Here is a 20,988-nt window from a genome sequence, read left to right as displayed (position 1 = left end):
TTAAAACTAATTTTTCAAATAATAACAAATTAAAACACAGATCACACTTAGCCTTACATAAGAGGCACCCATTAAATGTTACTTACAAAAATATGACATAGATCTCACCAAGTCAAAATATAGAGTAAAAACACTAAAAAACAACTCATACCCATTAATTATCAATAAGTTAATTAAATTAAAAATACAAAAATCAAAACCATGCCAAATTCATCTGGTCTGAACAGATCATAGTGGCCTCTGGGAGCATTGTATCGACAACTCACCTCGGGTAGCCTGCTCAACCATTAAACAAATTCACACGTTTTCTTTGCGGATACCGATTTGTCATTTAGTCAGACTTTGAACAGGATTTTAATGGACATCGCCTCAACATTTGAATGCCACCGTCGCGCATGAAACACCTCCCCTACTCTCGTAAGTCAACGCACTTCGAAAGCCTAATTTCTATCTGGTTGCCGCCACTCAGCAACCTGAATTTTCAGCTGCGCTTCCCTAAATCTGTTTCAGATTTTCTTTCTATAGCTTTAAAAGCGCAGCCTCAAAACACGACATCACTTTCTGTGATTTCTAGTGGAGACTCATAATGAGCCAACCCGAGACAAATACACCGGAATCAGTCGACGATTCTCGACTGAATAAACGCCTTAAAGATATGCCTGTCGCTATCGTTGGTATGGCGAGCATGTTTGCAAACTCTCGTTACCTGAATAAATTTTGGGACCTTATCAGCGAAAAGATCGATGCGATTACTGAAGTACCCGATACGCACTGGCGTCCAGAAGATTACTACGATTCAGATCGTACTACGCCAGACAAGTCTTACTGTAAACGCGGTGGTTTCATCCCTGAAGTGGACTTCAACCCTATGGAGTTCGGTCTTCCGCCAAACATCCTAGAACTGACAGATACGTCACAGCTACTTTCTCTGATCGTGGCAAAAGAAGTACTTGAAGATGCCAAGCTGCCTGAAGGCTACGATCGCGATAAGATCGGTATCACGCTAGGTGTTGGTGGTGGTCAGAAGATCGCTCAAAGTCTGAATGCTCGTCTGCAATACCCTGTTTTGAAAAAAGTCTTCAAGAGCAGTGGCATCAACGACGAAGACAGCGAAATGCTGATCAAAAAATTCCAAGACCAATATATCCACTGGGAAGAGAACTCATTCCCTGGTTCATTGGGTAACGTAATTTCAGGTCGTATCGCTAACCGCTTTGACCTTGGTGGCATCAACTGTGTAGTAGACGCTGCTTGTGCAGGTTCTCTAGCCGCAATGCGCATGGCTCTAAGTGAGCTGGTTGAAGGCCGCAGTGAAATGATGATCACAGGTGGTGTGTGTACTGATAACTCGCCAACCATGTACATGAGCTTCTCTAAAACGCCTGCATTTACCACCAATGAAACCATTCAACCTTTCGACATCGACTCAAAAGGCATGATGATTGGTGAAGGTATCGGCATGGTTGCTCTTAAGCGTCTTGAAGATGCAGAGCGCGACGGCGACAGAATCTACTCAGTGATTAAAGGTGTCGGTTCTTCTTCGGATGGTAAGTTCAAGAGTATTTACGCCCCTCGCCCTGAAGGACAAGCAAAAGCACTAAAACGTGCTTACGATGATGCTGGTTTCGCACCGCACACACTTGGCCTTTTAGAAGCGCACGGCACAGGTACAGCAGCAGGTGATGTTGCTGAATTCGGTGGTCTAAATTCGGTATTTAGTGAGAACAACGAAGAGAAGCAACACATTGCGTTAGGCTCTGTGAAATCTCAAATTGGTCACACTAAATCAACTGCGGGTACTGCAGGTCTAATTAAAGCTGCATTAGCACTGCACCACAAAGTACTGCCGCCAACGATCAACGTATCGGCTCCGAATCCTAAGTTGGATATCGAGAACTCACCGTTCTACCTAAACACACAAACGCGTCCTTGGATGAAACGTGTCGACGGCACACCACGCCGTGCAGGTATCAGCTCATTTGGTTTTGGTGGCACTAACTTCCACGTTGTATTAGAAGAGTACACGCCAGAGCACGCTCGCGGTGACAAATACCGTCAGCGCCAAGTGCCGCAAACTCTGTTATTCAGCGCAGAATCTCGTCAAGCACTGATCAATGAACTTAAACAGGTTTCAACTCAAACTGCAGATGCTGCGTTCAAACTAGAAGCGCTTGCTGAGCACCACGCTCTACGCGAAGTTGACGCTAAGCATGCTCGTATTGGTCTAGTCGTGACTGACCAAGCAGACCTTCAAGCGCAACTGACTCAAGCGGTTTCTATGCTTGAGAGCCAAACCAAAACACATTGGCAGATGCCAAACGGTACTAGCTACCGTGAGTCGGCGCTGATTGCTGAAAATGGTGCAGGTAAAGTGGCAGCGCTATTTGCAGGTCAAGGTTCGCAATACCTAAACATGGGTCGCGAGCTTGCTTGTCATTACCCTGAGATGCGCCAACAGCTTGCTCAAGCGGATCAAGTATTTGGTCAGCACAAGAAAACGGCTCTGTCGCAAATTCTGTTCCCAATTCCAACCTTCACACCGAAAGCAACCAAAGCTCAAGAAGCGGTGTTAACCAACACGGCCAATGCGCAAAGTGCGATTGGTACTGTGTCCATGGGTCAGTTCGACATCATGACTCAAGCGGGCTTCAAAGCAGACATGGTTGCAGGTCATAGCTTTGGTGAGCTAAGCGCATTATGTGCATCGGGTGTTATCTCGCAAGACGATTACTACCAGCTAGCTTTCGCTCGTGGCGATGCAATGGCTGCGACACCTGAACAAGGCGACAGCGGTACTATGTTTGCGGTCATCCTAGACGCAGACAAACTTCCAGCAGTTGAAAGCTGCATCAGCCAATTTGAAGGCGTGAGTATTGCTAACTACAACGCTCCGACTCAACTGGTTATTGCAGGTCCAACAGCGACGGTTCAACAAGCAGCACAAGCGCTAACTGAACAAGGCTTCAAAGCAATTGCTCTGCCAGTATCTGGTGCTTTCCATACACCGCTTGTTGCTCACGCTCAAAAACCATTTGCTGCTGCAATTGATAAAGCTTCATTCAGCGCTCCAACACTGCCGCTTTACTCAAATGCAACAGGCAAGCTGCACAGCAAAGACGCTAAAGCGATCAAGAAAGCGTTCAAGCAACACATGCTGCAATCGGTTCGTTTTAGCGAGCAAATTGAAGCGATGTATGAAGCCGGTGCACGCGTATTCGTAGAGTTCGGTCCGAAAAACATTCTTCAAAAGCTGGTTGAGAAAACATTGGCTGATAAGAACGAAGAGCTTTACGCAATCAGCATCAACCCAAGCCCTAAAGGCGACAGTGACCAACAGCTTCGTTTAGCTGCGGTTCAACTGTGCGTGGCAGGTATTTCATTAGACAACATTGACCCTTACCAAGCTGACATTGCTGAACCTGCAAAGGCATCACCAATGAACATCAAACTGAATGCAACCAACTACATCAGCCCTGCTACTCGTAAGAAAATGGATCAATCATTGGCTTCGGGCAACGTCACCGAAAAGACTGAGATTGTTGAAGTGAAAGTTGAAGTCGAGAAAATCGTGGAAAAAGAAGTGATTAAAACAGAAATCGTTGAAGTACCTGTGGCTGCTCCTCAAGCTTCAAATGTACAACAATCAGTTGCAGCACCAAGTGTACAAGTAGCAACAGCAACTCAGCAGCCTCAAGTAGCACAACCTGCACCAGCGACTATTCAGCCAACAGCTTCAGTAACGGTTGATGAGTCTTCACTGCAATCGTTCTTCAATGCTCAACAACAAGCAGCAGAAGTACATCAGCAGTTCCTTGCGATTCCTCAGCAATACGGTGACACGTTCAACACCCTAATGTCTGAGCAAGCGAAAATGGCAACAGCAGGCGTAGCAATTCCTGAGAACCTACAGCGTTCTATGGAGATGTTCCACCAGCACCAAGCTGAGACGCTAAAAGCGCACGCTCATTACCTAGAAATGCAAGCGCACAGCAACAACTCAGCACTGAACATGCTGACGCAAGGTTCAGTCGAAACAGCACAACCAACCTTCGTTACTTCTGTAAATGCTCAGCCAGCGATTCAAGCTCCAACTACTCCAGCAGCTATCGTTCAACAGCCTGTAGCTCAAGTACAAGCGACTCCTGTACAAGCCGCGCCAGTTCAAGCTCAGTCTGTTCAAGTTACGCCAGTACAGAAAGCAGCTCCTGCACCACAAGTAGCGGCTCAAGCGGCAGCGCCTGTTGCAGCTCAGCCTGTGCCAGTTAAAGCACAACCGGCTCCTGTGGCTGCACCAGTAGCAGTACAATCAGCTGATGCTGAAAAAGTGATGCTAGAAGTGGTCGCTGAGAAAACGGGTTACCCAACGGAAATGCTTGATCTAGAAATGGACATGGAAGCAGACCTTGGTATCGACTCAATCAAGCGCGTAGAGATCCTTGGTACCGTTCAAGACGAAATGCCAAACCTACCTGAGCTGAACCCTGAAGATTTAGCTGAGTGTCGTACTCTTGGTGAAATCGTTACTTACATGAACAGCAAGATGCCTTCTGGAGTTTCAACTAATGAAGCAGCACCAGTTCAAGCAGCTGCTGTAGTTAATGGTCTTGATGCAAAAGTCGTTCAACAAACCATGCTAGAAGTAGTTGCTGAGAAGACAGGTTACCCAACGGAAATGCTTGATCTAGAAATGGATATGGAAGCAGACCTTGGTATCGACTCAATCAAGCGTGTTGAGATTCTTGGTACAGTTCAAGATGAACTACCTACTCTTCCAGAGCTAAACCCTGAAGATTTAGCTGAGTGTCGCACTCTTGGCGAAATCGTTGACTACATGAACAGTAAACTTCCGACTTCTGCACCAGTTGCAGCACAAACGGAAGTAGTGGCGCCAGCAGCAGCTAACAACGGACTAGATGCAGCTGTTGTTCAGAAGACGATGTTAGAAGTGGTAGCAGAGAAGACGGGCTACCCGACTGAAATGCTAGATCTAGCAATGGATATGGAAGCTGACCTTGGTATCGATTCAATCAAGCGTGTTGAGATTCTTGGTACGGTTCAAGATGAACTACCGACTCTTCCAGAACTGAACCCTGAAGACTTAGCTGAATGTCGCACTCTAGGCGAAATCGTAGCCTACATGAACAGCAAGCTTCCAGCTTCTGCTCCAGTAGCAGCTCAAGCATCTGCGCCAACAGTATCAAACGGTTTAAACGCAGAACAAGTTCAAAGCACAATGTTGAGCGTAGTAGCGGATAAAACGGGCTACCCAACAGAAATGCTAGACCTAGCAATGGACATGGAAGCTGACCTTGGCATCGACTCAATCAAACGTGTTGAGATCCTTGGTACGGTTCAAGACCAGCTACCAACATTGCCAGAGCTGAACCCTGAAGACTTGGCTGAGTGTCGTACTCTGGGTGAAATCGTTGCTTACATGAATACTAAAAGCATGAACAGCAAGTTAGCTCCTATTTCAGAAGCTGCGACAGTAGCTCCAGAAGCAGCTACCGCCGCAGTAGAAAGCACGAGCAACGACCTAAACCCTGCTCACGTTCAATCAACAATGATGGAAGTGGTTGCCGACAAAACAGGTTACCCAGCAGAAATGCTCGACTTAGCAATGGACATGGAAGCAGACCTTGGTATCGACTCAATCAAACGTGTTGAGATTCTAGGTACGGTTCAAGACCAGCTACCAACGCTGCCAGAGCTAAACCCTGAAGACTTAGCTGAATGTCGTACGCTTGGTGAAATTGTTACCTACATGCAAAGCAAGCTATCCGCTGCTGCACCTGTAGTGACTCCAAAAGCTGAATCAGTAACGCCTATCGCAGAAACAGCGACAGCGGAACTTCCTCCACACAATGAGGTAGCGCTAAAAAAGCTACCAGCGGCAGATAAACTCGTCGATTGTTTCTCAAAAGACGCTTGTGTCGTGATCACAGATGATGGTCACAACGCCGGTGTTCTAGCAGAAAAGTTGACCGCTAACGGCATTCAAGTTGCTGTAGTGCGTAGTGCTCTTTCTGCCGCGTCACCTTTAAACAGTGAAATCGCAAGCTACACACTCAACAGCGTCGATGATGCGGGTGTGACTGCGGTTATTAACGACATCGAAGCAGACCTTAAAACGTCGAACAAAGTGATTGCTGGCTTCATTCACCTACAAGCTATCGTTGATGCTAAACAAAGCAACGAGCAAGCGGTTAACTTGAATGCAGACTCAAGAGCTTCACTGACGACAGCGTTCTTATTCGCTAAGCACCTAAATGGTCAGCTGAATGCCGTTTCAGGTCGCAGCGTGTTCTTCACGCTAAGCCGTATCGATGGTGGCTTTGGTTACCTAGATACTAAGCAATTAGCGAATGCAGAACTTAACCAAGCCGCGTTGTCTGGTCTCACTAAGACACTGAGCCATGAATGGTCAAACGTGTTCTGCCGTGCATTGGATGTTGACGCTTCTGTTGATGCTCGTCACCTAGCTGAAGCTATTACAGGCGAACTGTTCGATATCGATACCAACACGGTTGAAATCGGCCTTAGCCATGCGGAAAACGGTGAATCTGGTCGTGCAACATTGATTGCTGCAACACCAGGTGCTGCACAAACTAAAAACGCAGGCGCTCAACTAACCAAGAACGACAAAGTTCTGGTGACGGGTGGCGCTAAAGGCGTGACGTTTGAATGTGCACTGACGCTTGCTAAGCAATGTAAATCTCATTTCATTCTTGCAGGTCGTAGTAAACATATTACTTCAGCTGAGCTACCTCAGTGGGCACAAGGCAAGCAAGAGAAAGAGCTAAAACCTGCTGCAATTGCGCACCTACAAGCGACGGGTGATAAGCCAACGCCGAAAAAAGTTGATGCCTTGCTAAAACCGGTATTGAGCAGCCTTGAAATCAACGCAGCACTTGCCGCTTTCAACGAGATTGGCGCGAGCGCTGAATACCTAAGCCTAGATGTATCGAACCATGAGTCAGTAGCGAAAACGCTGGCGAATTTCGAAGGCATCACAGGTCTTATCCACGGTGCAGGCGTACTGGCTGACAAGCACATTCAAGATAAAACACTTGATGAACTGAACATGGTTTACGGCACGAAAGTGGGCGGACTAGAAGCGGTTCTTGGTGGTCTTGATAGCAGCAAACTAAAACTGATTGCGATGTTCTCTTCGGCGGCGGGTTTCTACGGAAACACAGGCCAAAGTGACTACTCGATGTCTAACGAAATCCTAAACAAAGCGGCTCTGCAATTGTCTGCTCGTAACCCTCAAGCGAAAGTGATGAGCTTCAACTGGGGACCGTGGGACGGTGGTATGGTCAACGCAGCATTGAAACGTATGTTCACAGAGCGCGGTGTGTACGTGATTCCTCTTCAGGCAGGTGCAGAGCTGTTTAGTTCTCAACTGCTAAACGAAACTGGCATTCAACTGCTGGTTGGTACGAGCATGCAAGGTTCTGACAACAAGGAAGCTGCTGTAAAAAAGCTTAATGCGGAGTCTGTGCATCTTGCAGAGAGTCCGCTGAATACAAGCATTACTGTGACACGTCATCTTGATCCAAAGGCATTGCCTTTCATTCAAGATCACTGCATTGCCGGTAACCCAGTGTTACCGACAGTGTGTGCCATCCAATGGATGCGTGAAGTCGCTGAGCAACTATTAGGGGTGAACGTTAGCGTTCACAACTACAAACTGCTGAAAGGTGTGATTTTTGATACCGATGAAGTGCAAGAGCTGAAACTGGTTCTTTCTTCTGATGCTAAATCAAAAGATCAGCTAAAAGCGGTGATCAGTTGCCAAGGGCGACCACAGTATCAAGCTCAGTTGCAAGTTGCCTCTGTGCAAGTGTCTGAAGATGTTCAACAAGCGTCAGTAAAACGCTTTGAGGCCAACACTTCAGCACCTGTAACAACGGCACAAGCTCTATACAGTGACGGCACTCTGTTTCACGGACCAAGATTGCAAGGTATTACCTCAGTCGAACGCTTTGACGACTTAGGTTTATTGGCTCAATGCCAGTTGCCTCAGATTGAAAACAGCGACTGCGGAGCATTTATTCCTAAGCAAGGCTTTGGCGATAGCCAGCCATTTGCTGAAGATTATCTGTTGCAAGCCATGTTGGTATGGGCTCGATTGAAATACGGCGCGGCAAGCCTACCGTCTGCAATCGGTGAGTTTATTTGTTACGCACCGATGCACGATGGTGACCAAGGTTGGCTAGAGCTGAGCGTGATAAAAAGCACGGCTCGTTCACTGCAAGCTGATATCTCGCTTTACCACCAAGATGGTCGTTTAAGCGCGGTAATGAAAGGTGCAAAAGTCACCATCAGCAAGAGCTTAAATGACGCATTTTTGCCGAAGTCTAGCTCAGCAGTATCGAAGAAAGAGACGACTAAGAACCCAGAAAAGGAGCAATTGTCATAGTGACTGTTCCTACTAATAAAGCGATGCCATTGCGCATCGCTCTTTTAACTCAGCCAGCAAACGCGGCTGAGCTTTCTGCCGACTTATTCCCCTCGTTCCCAGGTATGATAACTGTTGTGGTTGATGGCAATTTTAATCAAGCACTTAGCCGTGCGATTGAGACTGTAAATCAAGGCACTGCTGTTAAACTCTGTTTGGATCCTCACTCACCATCATTGTTGATGTTAAGTGCGCTGAATGCTGCTCAGAATAAGATTCACCCACACGCGAATTTAGCGGGTTTTGTCGAAACTCTCGATCTAGATAATGGAGATAGCGTTCAGCTTGCTCTAAAGATGTCACGCCGCCCCGCTTCAGATTTAAGCCATCAACAACAATACTCAACCCTATCTGCTTCGCAGCAGTTTAATGAGTTGTTGAATATGGTTAATGCGATATCGAGCCGTTCATTGCCGAGCTATTCATTACCTAACCATTACTGGTTCACTGAACCGAACAAAGCTCGTGTTGCTGCGTTAACTTTCAGTGACGATAGCCAAAAAGCCACCAGCGTGATCTTGACTCAAGCGACCGGTTTGCAAGAACCAAAGCCATTGCTATCGAGCGAGCGTTTGATGTTTGTGGTTTCTGGCAATAACCAAGCTGAATTAGTTTCTAAGCTAGTCTCACTAAGAGCAGAGCTTAAATGCGTTAGCGATTCGGCGGACAGCGAGCTTGCTATCGCCACCTTGATGCATTCAAACCTAAGCCACTTCCAAAGCGCTCAACACAATGTTGACCTTGGCGCGAACATCGTGATTCAAGCGGCTTCAATTGAGGCAGTAATACAAGAGATCACAGCGCTAGAAAATGCGTTGCCAAAAGTAATGTCTGATAACAGCCAATACAAAACGCCAGCGGGCAGTTGTTTCTCTCCAAAGCCTCAAAGCAAAGGTGGCGTTGCATTTGTTTACCCTGGTGTTGGCACGGTTTATCCCGGCATGTTGCGCGATTTTCACCACCATTTCCCACAGTTATTTGCTCGTTTAGAACGTGAAGGTAACTTGAAAGAGATGCTGCAGGCTGACAAAACCTACGCTGAAGACTCGCAAGAAATGTCGCTCAGTGAATTGGCCATAGCAGGTGTCGGCAGTAGTTATCTGTTAACACAACTGCTATGTGATGAATTCAAAGTACAGCCAGACTTCGCTTTGGGTTACTCCAAAGGTGAAGCTTCCATGTGGGCCAGCTTGAATGTTTGGAAAAACCCACATGCGCTGATTGAGATGACTCAAACCAGCCCGATTTTCACCACGGCTATTTCTGGTGAACTGACAGCGGTGCGTCAAGATTGGCAGCTAAACAGCAACGAAAGCATCCAATGGAATAGCTTTGTGGTTCGCAGTGATGCACAAGCGATTGAGGCTCTGTTACCAGAATTCCCACGCGCTTATCTCGCCATCATCCAAGGTGACACCTGCGTACTGGCTGGTTGTGAAAGCACATGTCGTGCACTACTCAAAAAACTAGGTAAACGTGGCATTGCCGCGAACCGTGTTACCGCAATGCACACCACACCAGCATTGAGTCAACATAGCCAAGTGCGTGAGTTTTACACTCAACCACTGTTCGACGAATTGCCAAAGCATATCCGCTTTATCAGCGCAGCAGGTCTACCGACTGGCACACCAATCAATATCGACAGCGACAGCATCGCCCTTTCGATTGCCGACACTTTCTGTTCAACGCTGGATTTCACCGCGTTGATCCAAAGTGCGCGTCAGCAAGGTGCTCGCCTGTTTGTCGAAGTAGGTGCCGATCGTCAAACCAGCACATTGATCGACAAGATCAATCGTAGCGACAACGTAGCCGACCAGTACTGCACAATCGCTTCCAATGCCAAAGGCGGTGACGATGTTGTCACGTTCATCAAGTGCATTGGTCAGCTCATTACTCATCAAATTCCATTGTCTGTCGAGCCACTAATTCAAGGGCTAGAACAACAGATCACCGCCGCTAAGCAATTAAGTGGTGTATCTCAAGGCAGCGCAGTGAATCATCAAGGAGAGCTAGTATGAGTTCTCAATCGAAACCATCTCGATATAAATATCAGGCTCAAAACAAGCAGCAAGTGAAGTGCAATAAGATCGCGATTGTCGGTATTGCTAATCAATACCCAGAAGCGGATACGCCAAAAGATTTTTGGCAAAACTTGCTAAACAAAAAAGATTCTCGAACCACATTAAGCGCTGAAAAATTAGGTGCTAAACCTGAAAGCTATCAGGGCGTGCAAGGCGAATCAGACCGCTTTTACTGTGACAAAGGCGGCTACATCGAAAACTTCAATTTCGATAGCAATGGCTACCGCTTAACAGCAGAATCGTTCAACGGTGTTGACCAGAGTTTCCTATGGGCTTTGGATACCAGTCGTAAGGCGTTAGTCGACGCAGGCATTCATTTAAATGCCGATATTTTAGAGCGTACAGGCGTGATCATGGGTGCCCTTTCGTTCCCAACCACACGTTCAAACGACCTGTTTCTACCGATGTATCATTCAGTGGTCGAGAAAGCACTTAAAGATAAATTGGCTAATGACCAGTTTTCACTGCTACCAACCAATGAAACCGCTCAAGACCTCAACCCTATCAATGGTGCTGCAGCACATAATGCCTCTAAGTTAGTGGCTGATGCATTGGGTCTAGGCAACGTGCAACTTAGCCTAGACGCGGCATGTGCAAGCTCAGTGTATTCATTGAAGTTAGCGTGTGATTACTTGAACACGGGCAAAGCCGACATGATGTTGGCGGGCGCGGTATCCGGTGCTGACCCATTCTTCATCAACATGGGTTTCTCAATCTTCCACGCTTACCCAGACCACGGTGTGTCGGTTCCGTTTGATAGCAACAGTAAAGGTCTGTTTGCTGGCGAAGGTGCCGGTGTTTTAGTGCTAAAACGTTTAGCTGATGCAGAGCGTGATGGCGATAATATTTACGCAGTTGTCAGCGGTATTGGCTTGTCGAACGATGGCCGTGGCCAGTTCGTATTAAGCCCAAATAGCAAAGGACAAGTACAAGCCTTTGAACGCGCTTACGAGGCATCAAACCTAACACCAGACAGCATTGAAGTGATTGAGTGTCACGCAACCGGCACGCCATTAGGTGACAAGGTCGAGTTAACCTCAATGGAGCGTTTCTTTGCTGACAAATTGAATGGCTCTAACCCACCATTGATTGGCTCTGCGAAGTCAAACCTCGGTCACTTACTGACTGCGGCGGGTATGCCGGGGATCATGAAGATGATCTTTGCGATGAAAGAAGGCGTGCTTCCGCCAAGTATTAATTTGAACAAGCCACTATCATCGCCTGAAGGTTTATTTGGATCACAGACTCTGCCAACGCAGGTTCAACCTTGGCCAAGTAAAGCGGGCAATCAAGAGCGCTGTGCGGGTGTTTCTGTATTTGGTTTCGGTGGTTGTAATGCTCACTTACTGCTTGAAGCGTATTCAGACACCAGTCATCTAAACCAGACTCAAGAATCGGTTTCTCCAAGCCTACAGCCGTCTAATTTAAACATTACTGGTCTAGCGTCTCACTTCGGTTCTCTGCAAAGCATCAATGCGCTAAGCACTGCGATTGAGACCAACAACGATGCTTTCATTGCTTTGCCTAAGAAACGCTGGAAAGGCTTAGACCAACATCCAGAACTACTGAATCAGTTTGGTTTACACGGTATTCCAAATGGAGCGTACATCGATCAATTCGATCTCGATTTCCTACGCTTCAAAGTGCCGCCTAATGAAGATGACCGTTTGATCTCTCAGCAGTTGCTACTGATGAAAGTTGCAGACGAAGCGATCAAAGACGCCAAGCTTGTAGCAGGCCAAAAAGTTGCAGTACTCGTTGCGATGGAAACAGAGCTTGAGATGCACCAATTCCGTGGACGCGTAAACCTGCATAGCCAATTGGCCGACAGCTTTGCCAACATGGGTATTGAGCTAACACAAGATGAATACCAATCGCTAGAAACCATCGCGATGGACAGTGTGATGGACGCAGCCAAGCTGAACCAATACACCAGTTTCATCGGTAACATCATGGCTTCGCGTATCTCTTCATTGTGGGACTTTAACGGCCCTGCCTTTACGATTTCAGCCGCTGAACAGTCGGTTGCTCGTTGTATCGACGTGGCGCAAAACCTAATGTCGCAAGAATCCATGGATGCAGTCGTGATTGCAGCCGTTGACCTTAGTGGCAGTGCAGAACATGTGATTCTGAAGAACAGCGTGAGCCCAGTGTCGCTTGCTCCAAAATTCGGACAACAGCAAGACGGCAGTTGGAATGTCGGCGAAGGCGCAGGTGCGATTGTTCTTGTTGAAGAGAGTCGAATAGCGAGCAACCAAGATACGGCTTACGGCAGCATCAACGCATTGGCCTTTGGTTCAAGCGAGAATAACAACGCCGTTGCTGATGAGTTACTGACTCAAGTCGGTATGAGCTCGAACGATGTTTCTCTGCTTGAGCTTAACCATGCATCAGAGTCTTTGTCACAAGAGCAAACACCTATCAATCTAGGAAGCAGCACTAAGACAATTCAAGCGAGTCAACGTGTTGGTCACTGCTCTGCAGCCTCTGGCATGGCAAGCCTGCTACACGGCCTGCTCAACCTGAACCTTGCACCTCTGAATCCGAATGTCAGTTCTAAGAGCGTGATTGTTGCCAACATCAGCGAAGGACAATGTTCACAGCTACTACTAAGCCAATCGAGTGTTGAATCTCAATCACTTTCCGTTCGTTTAAGCAATGAACTGGCGAGCGATGCTAAACGTCAATTGGTTAAGCAAGTGACTCTTGGTGGTCGTGATATCTATCAACATATTGCCCAAACCCCAGTGACTAACTTAGCAACGATTCAACAGAAAGCTTCTGGTAAACAAGCAGCAAGAGTGGCGTCGGTTCCAACGACAGCAAGCATTCAAGCAACCCTTGCGCAAAAAGAGTTAGAGAAGAAAGCACTAACGCAGAACGCGATAGAGCCAATAATCGAAACTCCTACATCAGTATCCCCTACTCTGGCGCCAACTCGCCACAGTCAGCTAACAGGTAACCACAGCAATATGACTCATGTCCTATCCGCTAAAAATGGCGTATCGAATATCGACGCTAATACGGATGCAGCATCACAGCCGTCTGTAACACCATACAACCAAGCTTTTGCTCAAAATCAGCAAGCAGCTCAGCAAGTACACAAAGCATTCCTGCACACTCGCGCCCAAGGCATGCAAATGGCTGATGCGCTATTAAAAGCACAGCTAAACGCAGTGACATCTGGTTTAGATAGCAATGCCATTTCTCAACAAACGAATGGTCAACAAACGCCAGCTCAGCCTGTTCAAGCTCAACCGGCTCAGGTTCAGTCAGTGCCAGTAAACGTACTTGCGACGCCTGCACCAGTAAAACCTATCCGTAAACCATGTATCTGGGATTACGATGATCTGGTTGAATACGCTGAAGGCGACATCGCCAACGTATTTGGCCCTGATTACGCGATCATCGATAGCTACTCGCGCCGCGTTCGCTTACCAACCACTGACTACCTATTGGTATCTCGTGTAACCAAGCTCAACGCGACAGTGAACGAGTACAAACCAAGCACCATGACCACCGAATACGACATCCCTGTTGATGCGCCGTATCTTGTTGATGGTCAGATCCCTTGGGCAGTGGCGGTTGAATCTGGTCAATGTGACCTAATGCTAATCAGCTATTTAGGTATCGATTTTGAAAACAAAGGCGAGCGTGTTTATCGCTTACTTGATTGTACGCTGACTTTCCTTGGCGACTTGCCTCGTGGTGGCGATACGCTGCGTTACGATATCTCAATCAACAACTTTGCTCGCAATGGCGACACGCTGCTGTTCTTCTTCTCGTACGAGTGTTTCGTTGGCGACAAGATGATCCTGAAAATGGATAACGGTTGTGCAGGCTTCTTCACCGACGAAGAGCTAGCAGACGGCAAAGGTGTGATTCACACTGAAGATGAAATCAAGGCGCGTAAGCTGGCGACTAAGCAGCGCTTCGACCCTATGTTGCACTGCCCTAAAACTCAGTTTAACCACCAAGAACTGCGCCACCTGCTGACTGCAAACATCGCAGAGTGTTTTGGCCCGACTCACCAATCTAATCGCCACCAGCCTTCTTTGTGCTTCAGCTCAGAGAAGTTCATGATGATCGAAAAGGTTAGCCGTGTTGAACCGCAAGGCGGCACATGGGGACTTGGCTTAATTGAAGGTCACAAGCAGCTAGAGCCTGAGCACTGGTACTTCCCTTGTCACTTCAAAGATGACTCAGTAATGGCTGGATCTTTGATGGCAGAAGGTTGTGGTCAACTGCTTCAGTTCTTCATGATGCACCTTGGCATGCACACGCTTGTTCAAAATGGTCGTTTCCAACCGCTTGAAAATGCCCCTCAACAAGTACGTTGTCGTGGCCAAGTTCTCCCGCAATCGGCAGAACTAACTTACCGCATGGAAGTGACCGAGATTGGTCTAAGCCCTCGTCCATACGCGAAAGCCAACATCGATATTTTGCTGAACGGCAAAGTGATTGTTGATTTCCAAAACTTGGGTGTAATGATCAAAGAAGATGACGAATGTACTCGTTACCTACCTTCTTTAGAAACAGCTGTCGCGACCCCTGTTATCGAAAACTTGGACCATACACCAGCCGTTAATCAGCAAGCTTCAGCGAATGCACCACTCATGGCGCAAATTGAAGACCTAGCAACAGCACCAAACAAAGGTGTGGTTCCTCTTCAACACGTTGAAGCTCCGGTAACGCCTGATTACCCGAACCGCACACCCGATACAGTTCCATTCACGCCTTACCACATGTTCGAATTCGCAACCGGCGATATCGAGAAATGTTTCGGTCCTGATTTCTCTATCTACCGTGGCATGATTCCACCACGTACTCCGTGTGGCGACTTACAGCTAACCACTCGTGTGGTTGAGATCGACGGTAAGCGTGGCGACTTCAAGAAGCCTTCATCGTGTATTGCAGAATACGAAGTGCCAGAAAACGCATGGTACTTTGATGAAAACAGCCACCAGACCCTAATGCCTTACTCGGTATTGATGGAGATTTCACTGCAGCCAAACGGCTTCATCTCAGGCTACATGGGTACAACACTGGGCTTCCCAGGTGAAGAACTGTTTTTCCGTAACCTAGATGGTAGCGGCAAAATTCTGCGTAACGTCGACTTGCGTGGCAAAACGATCACCAACGATTCTCGCCTGCTTTCAACCGTAATGATGGGCACCAACATCGTACAGAGCTTCAGCTTCGAACTGAGTACTGACGGCGTGCCTTTCTACCAAGGTACAGCGGTATTTGGTTACTTCAAAGGCGCAGCACTGAAAGACCAACTTGGTTTGGACAACGGTAAAGTGACTCACCCTTGGCACGTTGATAACAACCGCACGCCGGATGTAAACATCAACCTGCTAGACAAAACGACGCGTTACTTCAATGCACCTATTTCTGCTACTGGTGAAGTGCAAGAGCACTACCAACTGGCTGGCGGCCGCTTGAACTTTATCGATACTGTGCAGATCACCAGCGATGGTGGTAAAGATGGCCTAGGTTACCTATACGCAGAGCGTACGATTGACCCGAGCGATTGGTTCTTCCAGTTCCACTTCCATCAAGATCCGGTAATGCCAGGTTCTCTAGGTGTCGAAGCGATCATCGAACTGATGCAAACCTATGCGCTAAACAAAGACCTTGGCGCTGGCTTCCGCAATCCGAAGTTTGGTCAAATCCAATCTGAAGTAAAATGGAAATACCGTGGTCAGATTAACCCTCTGAACAAGCAAATGTCTCTTGATGTACACATCACTGCGATTAAAGACGAAGACGGCAAACGTATCATCGTTGGCGATGCAAACCTGAGCAAAGATGGTCTGCGTATTTACGAAGTGAAAGACATTGCGATTTGTATAGAAGAAGCTCCTTCTATCGATAAAGCATAAGCCGCCATTAGTGACAGAGACAGAGAACTAGGAAAGAATTAATTATGACAACTCAAACTACAATTAATAACGAAAAGCTATCTCCGTGGCCTTGGCAGATTGAAGGGAGCACTACCCATTTCGATAACGCAGCAATGTCGACAATCTTGAAAGATTTAAGCCTTGCTTGTTACGTAGTGAACCACCCAGAAAAAGGCTTAGGCGTAAGCCAACAAGCTGAGATTGCATCAGGCGATTCAGCAAGCTCGGCGAACAGCCAACCGGTTAGCGCATTTGCTCCGGCTCTTGGTACACAAAGCTTAGGCGACGAAGATTTTCGTCGCTGCCACGGCGTGAAATACGCTTACTACGCGGGCGCAATGGCAAACGGCATCTCATCTGAAGAGTTGGTGATTGCGCTTGGTCAAGCCGGCATTCTTTGTTCATTTGGCGCAGCGGGCTTAATCCCGTCTCGCGTTGAACAAGCGATCAACCGTATTCAAGCAGCACTGCCAAACGGTCCTTACGCATTTAACCTGATTCACAGCCCAAGCGAACCCGCTCTAGAACGCGGCAGTGTTGAACTGTTTTTGAAGCACAAAGTAAAAACCGTTGAGGCTTCAGCATTCTTAGGTTTAACACCGCAAATCGTTCACTACCGTGCCGCTGGCCTTAGCCGTGATGCACAAGGTGAGATTCAGATTGGCAACAAGGTTATTGCTAAGGTAAGCCGTACTGAAGTTGCAAGTAAGTTCATGCAGCCTGCTCCTGTGAAAATGCTGCAAGCTTTGGTTGAAGAAGGCCGAATCACAGCAGAACAGATGGAACTGGCACAGCTGGTTCCTATGGCTGATGACATTACCGCAGAAGCCGATTCTGGTGGTCACACCGATAACCGCCCACTTGTCACACTGTTACCAACGATTCTTGCACTGAAAGAGCAAATCCAAGCTCAGTACCAATTCAAAACTCCGCTACGTGTCGGTTGTGGCGGCGGCGTAGGTACGCCTGACGCTGCTCTAGCGACGTTTAACATGGGCGCTGCTTACATTGTTACCGGTTCAATCAACCAAGCGTGTGTCGAGTCTGGCGCGAGCGAACACACACGTAAGCTGCTTTCGACAACCGAAATGGCTGACGTGACAATGGCCCCGGCGGCAGACATGTTCGAAATGGGTGTGAAACTGCAAGTGGTTAAACGCGGCACTTTATTCCCAATGCGTGCCAACAAACTGTATGAGCTATACACACGTTACGACTCGATTGAAGCAATTCCAGTAGAAGAACGCCTGAAGCTTGAGAAGCAGGTATTCCGTTCAACACTGGATGACATTTGGGCGGGTACTGTGGCGCACTTTAACGAGCGAGATCCTAAACAGATCGAACGTGCTGAAGGCAACCCGAAGCGTAAGATGGCGTTGATCTTCCGTTGGTACTTGGGGCTTTCTAGTCGTTGGTCAAACACAGGTGAACAAGGTCGTGAAATGGATTACCAAGTATGGGCTGGCCCTGCACTTGGCGCATTCAACGCATGGGCAAAAGACAGCTATCTAGATGATTACCAGCAGCGTAATGCCGTTGATCTTGCTAAGCACCTGATGCACGGTGCGGCTTACTTAGCACGTGTTAACCTGCTGACTTCGCAAGGTATCAAGCTTGACCCAGAACTAGCACGTTGGAAGCCAACTCAAAGAATGGCGTAATTAACTCATGACTTAGCTAAACTTAGATTTGCTAAGCTCAACCAATAAAAAAAGCGACCACTTAGGTCGCTTTTTCTTTGGACGTTCTTATCTAAATTAGATAGACGATTAAGAGTTCTGCATACGCTTTTTCAAACGTGCTAAGTCAATTTCACTAGAGCGAACGGTCAACTTAATACACTCGTAATCGTACTCTTCTTTAACCACACTCATGTTTGAGCGAATCTCACCGATGATGCCTTGTCCAGAATAAGGGATGGTGATCTCTTCTTCGATCATGCCTTCTTCTGCAACACCAACGATGTATTTATGCAGTTTCGTGATATCTAACGGATCACGAGTCGACGTTAGCATCGCGTCTGGGAATTCTTCAATCAGCGCTAACTGATCTTCTTCACTCAGTCTATCGCACTTGTTCAGCACTAATAGTTTTTCGCTACCTTCAACGCCCACTTGTGCTAATACGTCGTGTACCACATCAAGCTGAGCTCGGAATGAAACGTCTGAAGCATCAACCACATAAAGTAACAATGAAGCATCGTGCGCTTCTGCTAGCGTTGAGTGGAATGAAGCAACCAGATCGTGTGGCAGTTTCTTGATGAAACCAACGGTATCTGAAACCAAGATACGCGGCTGAGTAATCGGCTGAAGTGCACGAACCGTAGTATCTAGGGTTGCGAATAGTTTATCTTCACCGACCACTTCGGTTGCGGTCATTGCACGCATCATCGAAGACTTACCGGCATTGGTGTAGCCAACTAAAGCAACAGTGAAAAGCTCCGCACGCCTTGTGCGTCGGGTCTTCATTTCATCTTGTACGCTTACTAGCTCACGCTTAAGCGCAGCAATTTGGTCACGTACATTACGACGGTCTAGCTCTAATGAAGTTTCACCTGCGCCCTGACCCATTTGACGCTCTTTATCACCCTCAGCCGTTTCACGAAGTCGTGGCACTAAGTAGTTTAGACGAGCGATATCAACTTGCAGACGAGCAGTACGAGTACGAGCGTGACGGCTGAAAATTTCGATGATTATTCCAGTGCGGTCAAATACTTCCACACCCAAACTCGCCTCAACAGTACGCATTTGAGATGGACTTAAATCACAGTCAAATACCACAACATCAGCGGCACCGTATTGGAAGTTTCCCGTTGGAAGATCATCAAAATCTAGCTCATCGATTTCAGAACTAAAATCAAACGACTCATCAATAAAATCTTCATCTTCAGCTTCTTCAATAGAGCCTTGGTAACCGGTTAGGTGTGCAATTTCGGCAAGCTTACCTGCACCCAACACATTCTGTCTTTGAGATGAGTTATGGTGCTGCGATTGAGTACCGACGACTTTAAACCCTAGGGTTGACACTAAGCGAGCAAGTTCGGCAAGAGACTCTTTTGCTTCGTCACCTTTAAAATCAGGTGTCGTAATAGAAATAAGTAAAGCGTTATTCGCCGCTGGTTTTGCTGTTAGTTTCATGTTTTATTCTGTTTATGCACCAAAGTGCAACCTAGTATTTGATCCAAAGTATTGTGATCCTACGCGTTTCTACGTCAGCTTTATAGAGCTAAGGGAGACTAAATCACGATATTATTGCTGTAGAAGCATATATATCCTTTATCCCTCTGTTTTTATAAGGAATAAAAAGCAAGTATAGACAACGAAAAAGACAGCATCACATTACTTATTACTAGTTGGTGATACTGCCTTTGATTTAGACATGAACTTTGATTGTTAAACTAACTCAGCAACTAGAAGTTAGAAGTCGATTCTCGCTTCGGTTTGAGCATCGAAGAATACAGCTTTCGATAAGTCAAAATGAAGCGGTGCCATTTGTCCAACGGACACTTCAAATTCTGGCGATAAACGACACGCGACTTCTTGATCGTTCACTTTAACCATCGCAATCGTATCTGGCCCTGTTGGCTCCAACACTTCTAATTGCAGATCTAGCTTTGTGGTTGCCGACACATCATCACCTTCTTGCTCGGTAATATGCTCAGGACGCAATCCAATGACCAATTCCTTGCCATCTTGGTCACGCATACTCTGTGGCAATCGAATGTGGTGTTCTTGCTCCGCCGTGCCAGTTACTTTGATGATCGGATTCTGTTCCTCATCCAAATCCACCATGGTCTTAATGAAGTTCATGGATGGTGACCCCATAAAGCCCGCCACGAACATATTATTTGGCTTGGTGTAGATCTCTTGTGGTGTGCCTAACTGCTGCAGTTCACCATCTTTCATTACTGCTATACGGTCAGCGAGTGTCATTGCTTCAATTTGATCATGGGTTACATAAACAATCGTAGTATTCAGCTTTTGGTGCAGACGTTTAATCTGATGGCGCATCTCAACACGCAGCTTGGCATCCAAGTTAGAAAGCGGCTCATCAAATAGATAAAGCTTCGGACGACGAGCCAAAGCACGGCCCATCGCGACACGTTGACGCTGGCCTCCAGAAAGTTGCGACGGTTTACGATCCAGTAACTGTTCGATTTGCAGCATTTCTGCCACTCGATTAACCTCAGCATCAATCTCTTGTTGCGGCATCTTGCGAATCTTCAAACCGAAAGCGATATTGCCGCGTACCGTCATGTTTGGGTAAAGCGCGTACGACTGGAATACCATCGCAATGTCGCGATCTTTAGGTTCAACCTGCGCTACATCTACACCATCAATCACGATTTCACCCGAGCTAATATTTTCTAGCCCAGCTATGGTGTTCATTAGGGTGGATTTTCCACACCCCGAAGGGCCGACAAGTATCAAAAATTCCCCCGAATCGATACTGATGTCGATGCCCTTTAACGTTTCGTTGTCCGCGTTGCGATAGGTTTTACGGATCTGTTTTAAATCTAATGTTGCCATGGGTA

At 47.1% G+C, this 20,988-nt stretch carries 7 protein-coding genes; 5 read left to right on the top strand and 2 right to left on the bottom strand.

Annotated elements, in window-relative coordinates; all coding sequences use genetic code 11:
• Positions 1-395: 395 nt before the first annotated feature.
• The 5 genes from QUF19_RS26425 to pfaD are packed head-to-tail and all read left to right on the top strand — an operon-like array spanning position 396 to position 18,115.
• The gene (locus QUF19_RS26425) at positions 396-587 is read left to right on the top strand and encodes a hypothetical protein (protein WP_020628682.1); all 192 of its coding nucleotides are present in this window, start codon (positions 396-398) and stop codon (positions 585-587) included.
• Positions 587-8,425, top strand: a complete 7,839-nt coding sequence (locus tag QUF19_RS04530; protein WP_286296608.1) for a type I polyketide synthase — start codon at positions 587-589, stop codon at positions 8,423-8,425. Before QUF19_RS26425 ends, QUF19_RS04530 begins: the two co-directional genes overlap by 1 nt.
• Positions 8,425-10,482: a PfaB family protein gene (locus tag QUF19_RS04525; RefSeq protein ID WP_286296607.1), complete on the top strand. Its 2,058-nt coding sequence runs from the start codon at positions 8,425-8,427 to the stop codon at positions 10,480-10,482. Before QUF19_RS04530 ends, QUF19_RS04525 begins: the two co-directional genes overlap by 1 nt.
• On the top strand, positions 10,479-16,433 hold the full coding sequence (locus tag QUF19_RS04520) for a beta-ketoacyl synthase N-terminal-like domain-containing protein (protein WP_286296606.1): 5,955 nt from the start codon (positions 10,479-10,481) through the stop codon (positions 16,431-16,433). The genes QUF19_RS04525 and QUF19_RS04520 overlap by 4 nt, the downstream gene beginning before the upstream one ends.
• A gap of 44 nt (positions 16,434-16,477) precedes the next feature.
• On the top strand, positions 16,478-18,115 hold the full coding sequence (gene pfaD / locus QUF19_RS04515; RefSeq protein WP_286296604.1) for an eicosapentaenoate synthase subunit PfaD: 1,638 nt from the start codon (positions 16,478-16,480) through the stop codon (positions 18,113-18,115).
• Positions 18,116-18,223: 108 nt separating this feature from the next.
• On the opposite strand, the gene hflX is transcribed toward pfaD, so the two are convergent.
• Positions 18,224-19,591 (bottom strand): GTPase HflX, encoded by a 1,368-nt coding sequence (gene hflX / locus QUF19_RS04510; protein WP_171311960.1) that lies wholly within the window; start codon positions 19,589-19,591, stop codon positions 18,224-18,226.
• A gap of 279 nt (positions 19,592-19,870) precedes the next feature.
• Positions 19,871-20,983 (bottom strand): ABC transporter ATP-binding protein, encoded by a 1,113-nt coding sequence (locus QUF19_RS04505; RefSeq protein WP_065113367.1) that lies wholly within the window; start codon positions 20,981-20,983, stop codon positions 19,871-19,873.
• Positions 20,984-20,988 lie beyond the last annotated feature (5 nt).

Source organism: Vibrio sp. FE10 (assembly GCF_030297155.1).
In the GTDB taxonomy this organism is placed as follows: domain Bacteria; phylum Pseudomonadota; class Gammaproteobacteria; order Enterobacterales; family Vibrionaceae; genus Vibrio; species Vibrio apostichopi.
This window is presented reverse-complemented; position numbering and strand designations above follow the sequence as displayed.

Excerpts from the sequence above, each read along its gene's own strand:
- QUF19_RS26425 (WP_020628682.1), top strand. The coding sequence starts at position 396 with ATGAAACACCTCCCCTACTCTCGTAAGTCAACGCACTTCGAAAGCCTA.
- QUF19_RS04530 (WP_286296608.1), top strand. The coding sequence starts at position 587 with ATGAGCCAACCCGAGACAAATACACCGGAATCAGTCGACGATTCTCGA.
- QUF19_RS04520 (WP_286296606.1), top strand. The coding sequence starts at position 10,479 with ATGAGTTCTCAATCGAAACCATCTCGATATAAATATCAGGCTCAAAAC.
- pfaD (WP_286296604.1), top strand. The coding sequence starts at position 16,478 with ATGACAACTCAAACTACAATTAATAACGAAAAGCTATCTCCGTGGCCT.
- hflX (WP_171311960.1), bottom strand. The coding sequence starts at position 19,591 with ATGAAACTAACAGCAAAACCAGCGGCGAATAACGCTTTACTTATTTCT.
- QUF19_RS04505 (WP_065113367.1), bottom strand. The coding sequence starts at position 20,983 with ATGGCAACATTAGATTTAAAACAGATCCGTAAAACCTATCGCAACGCG.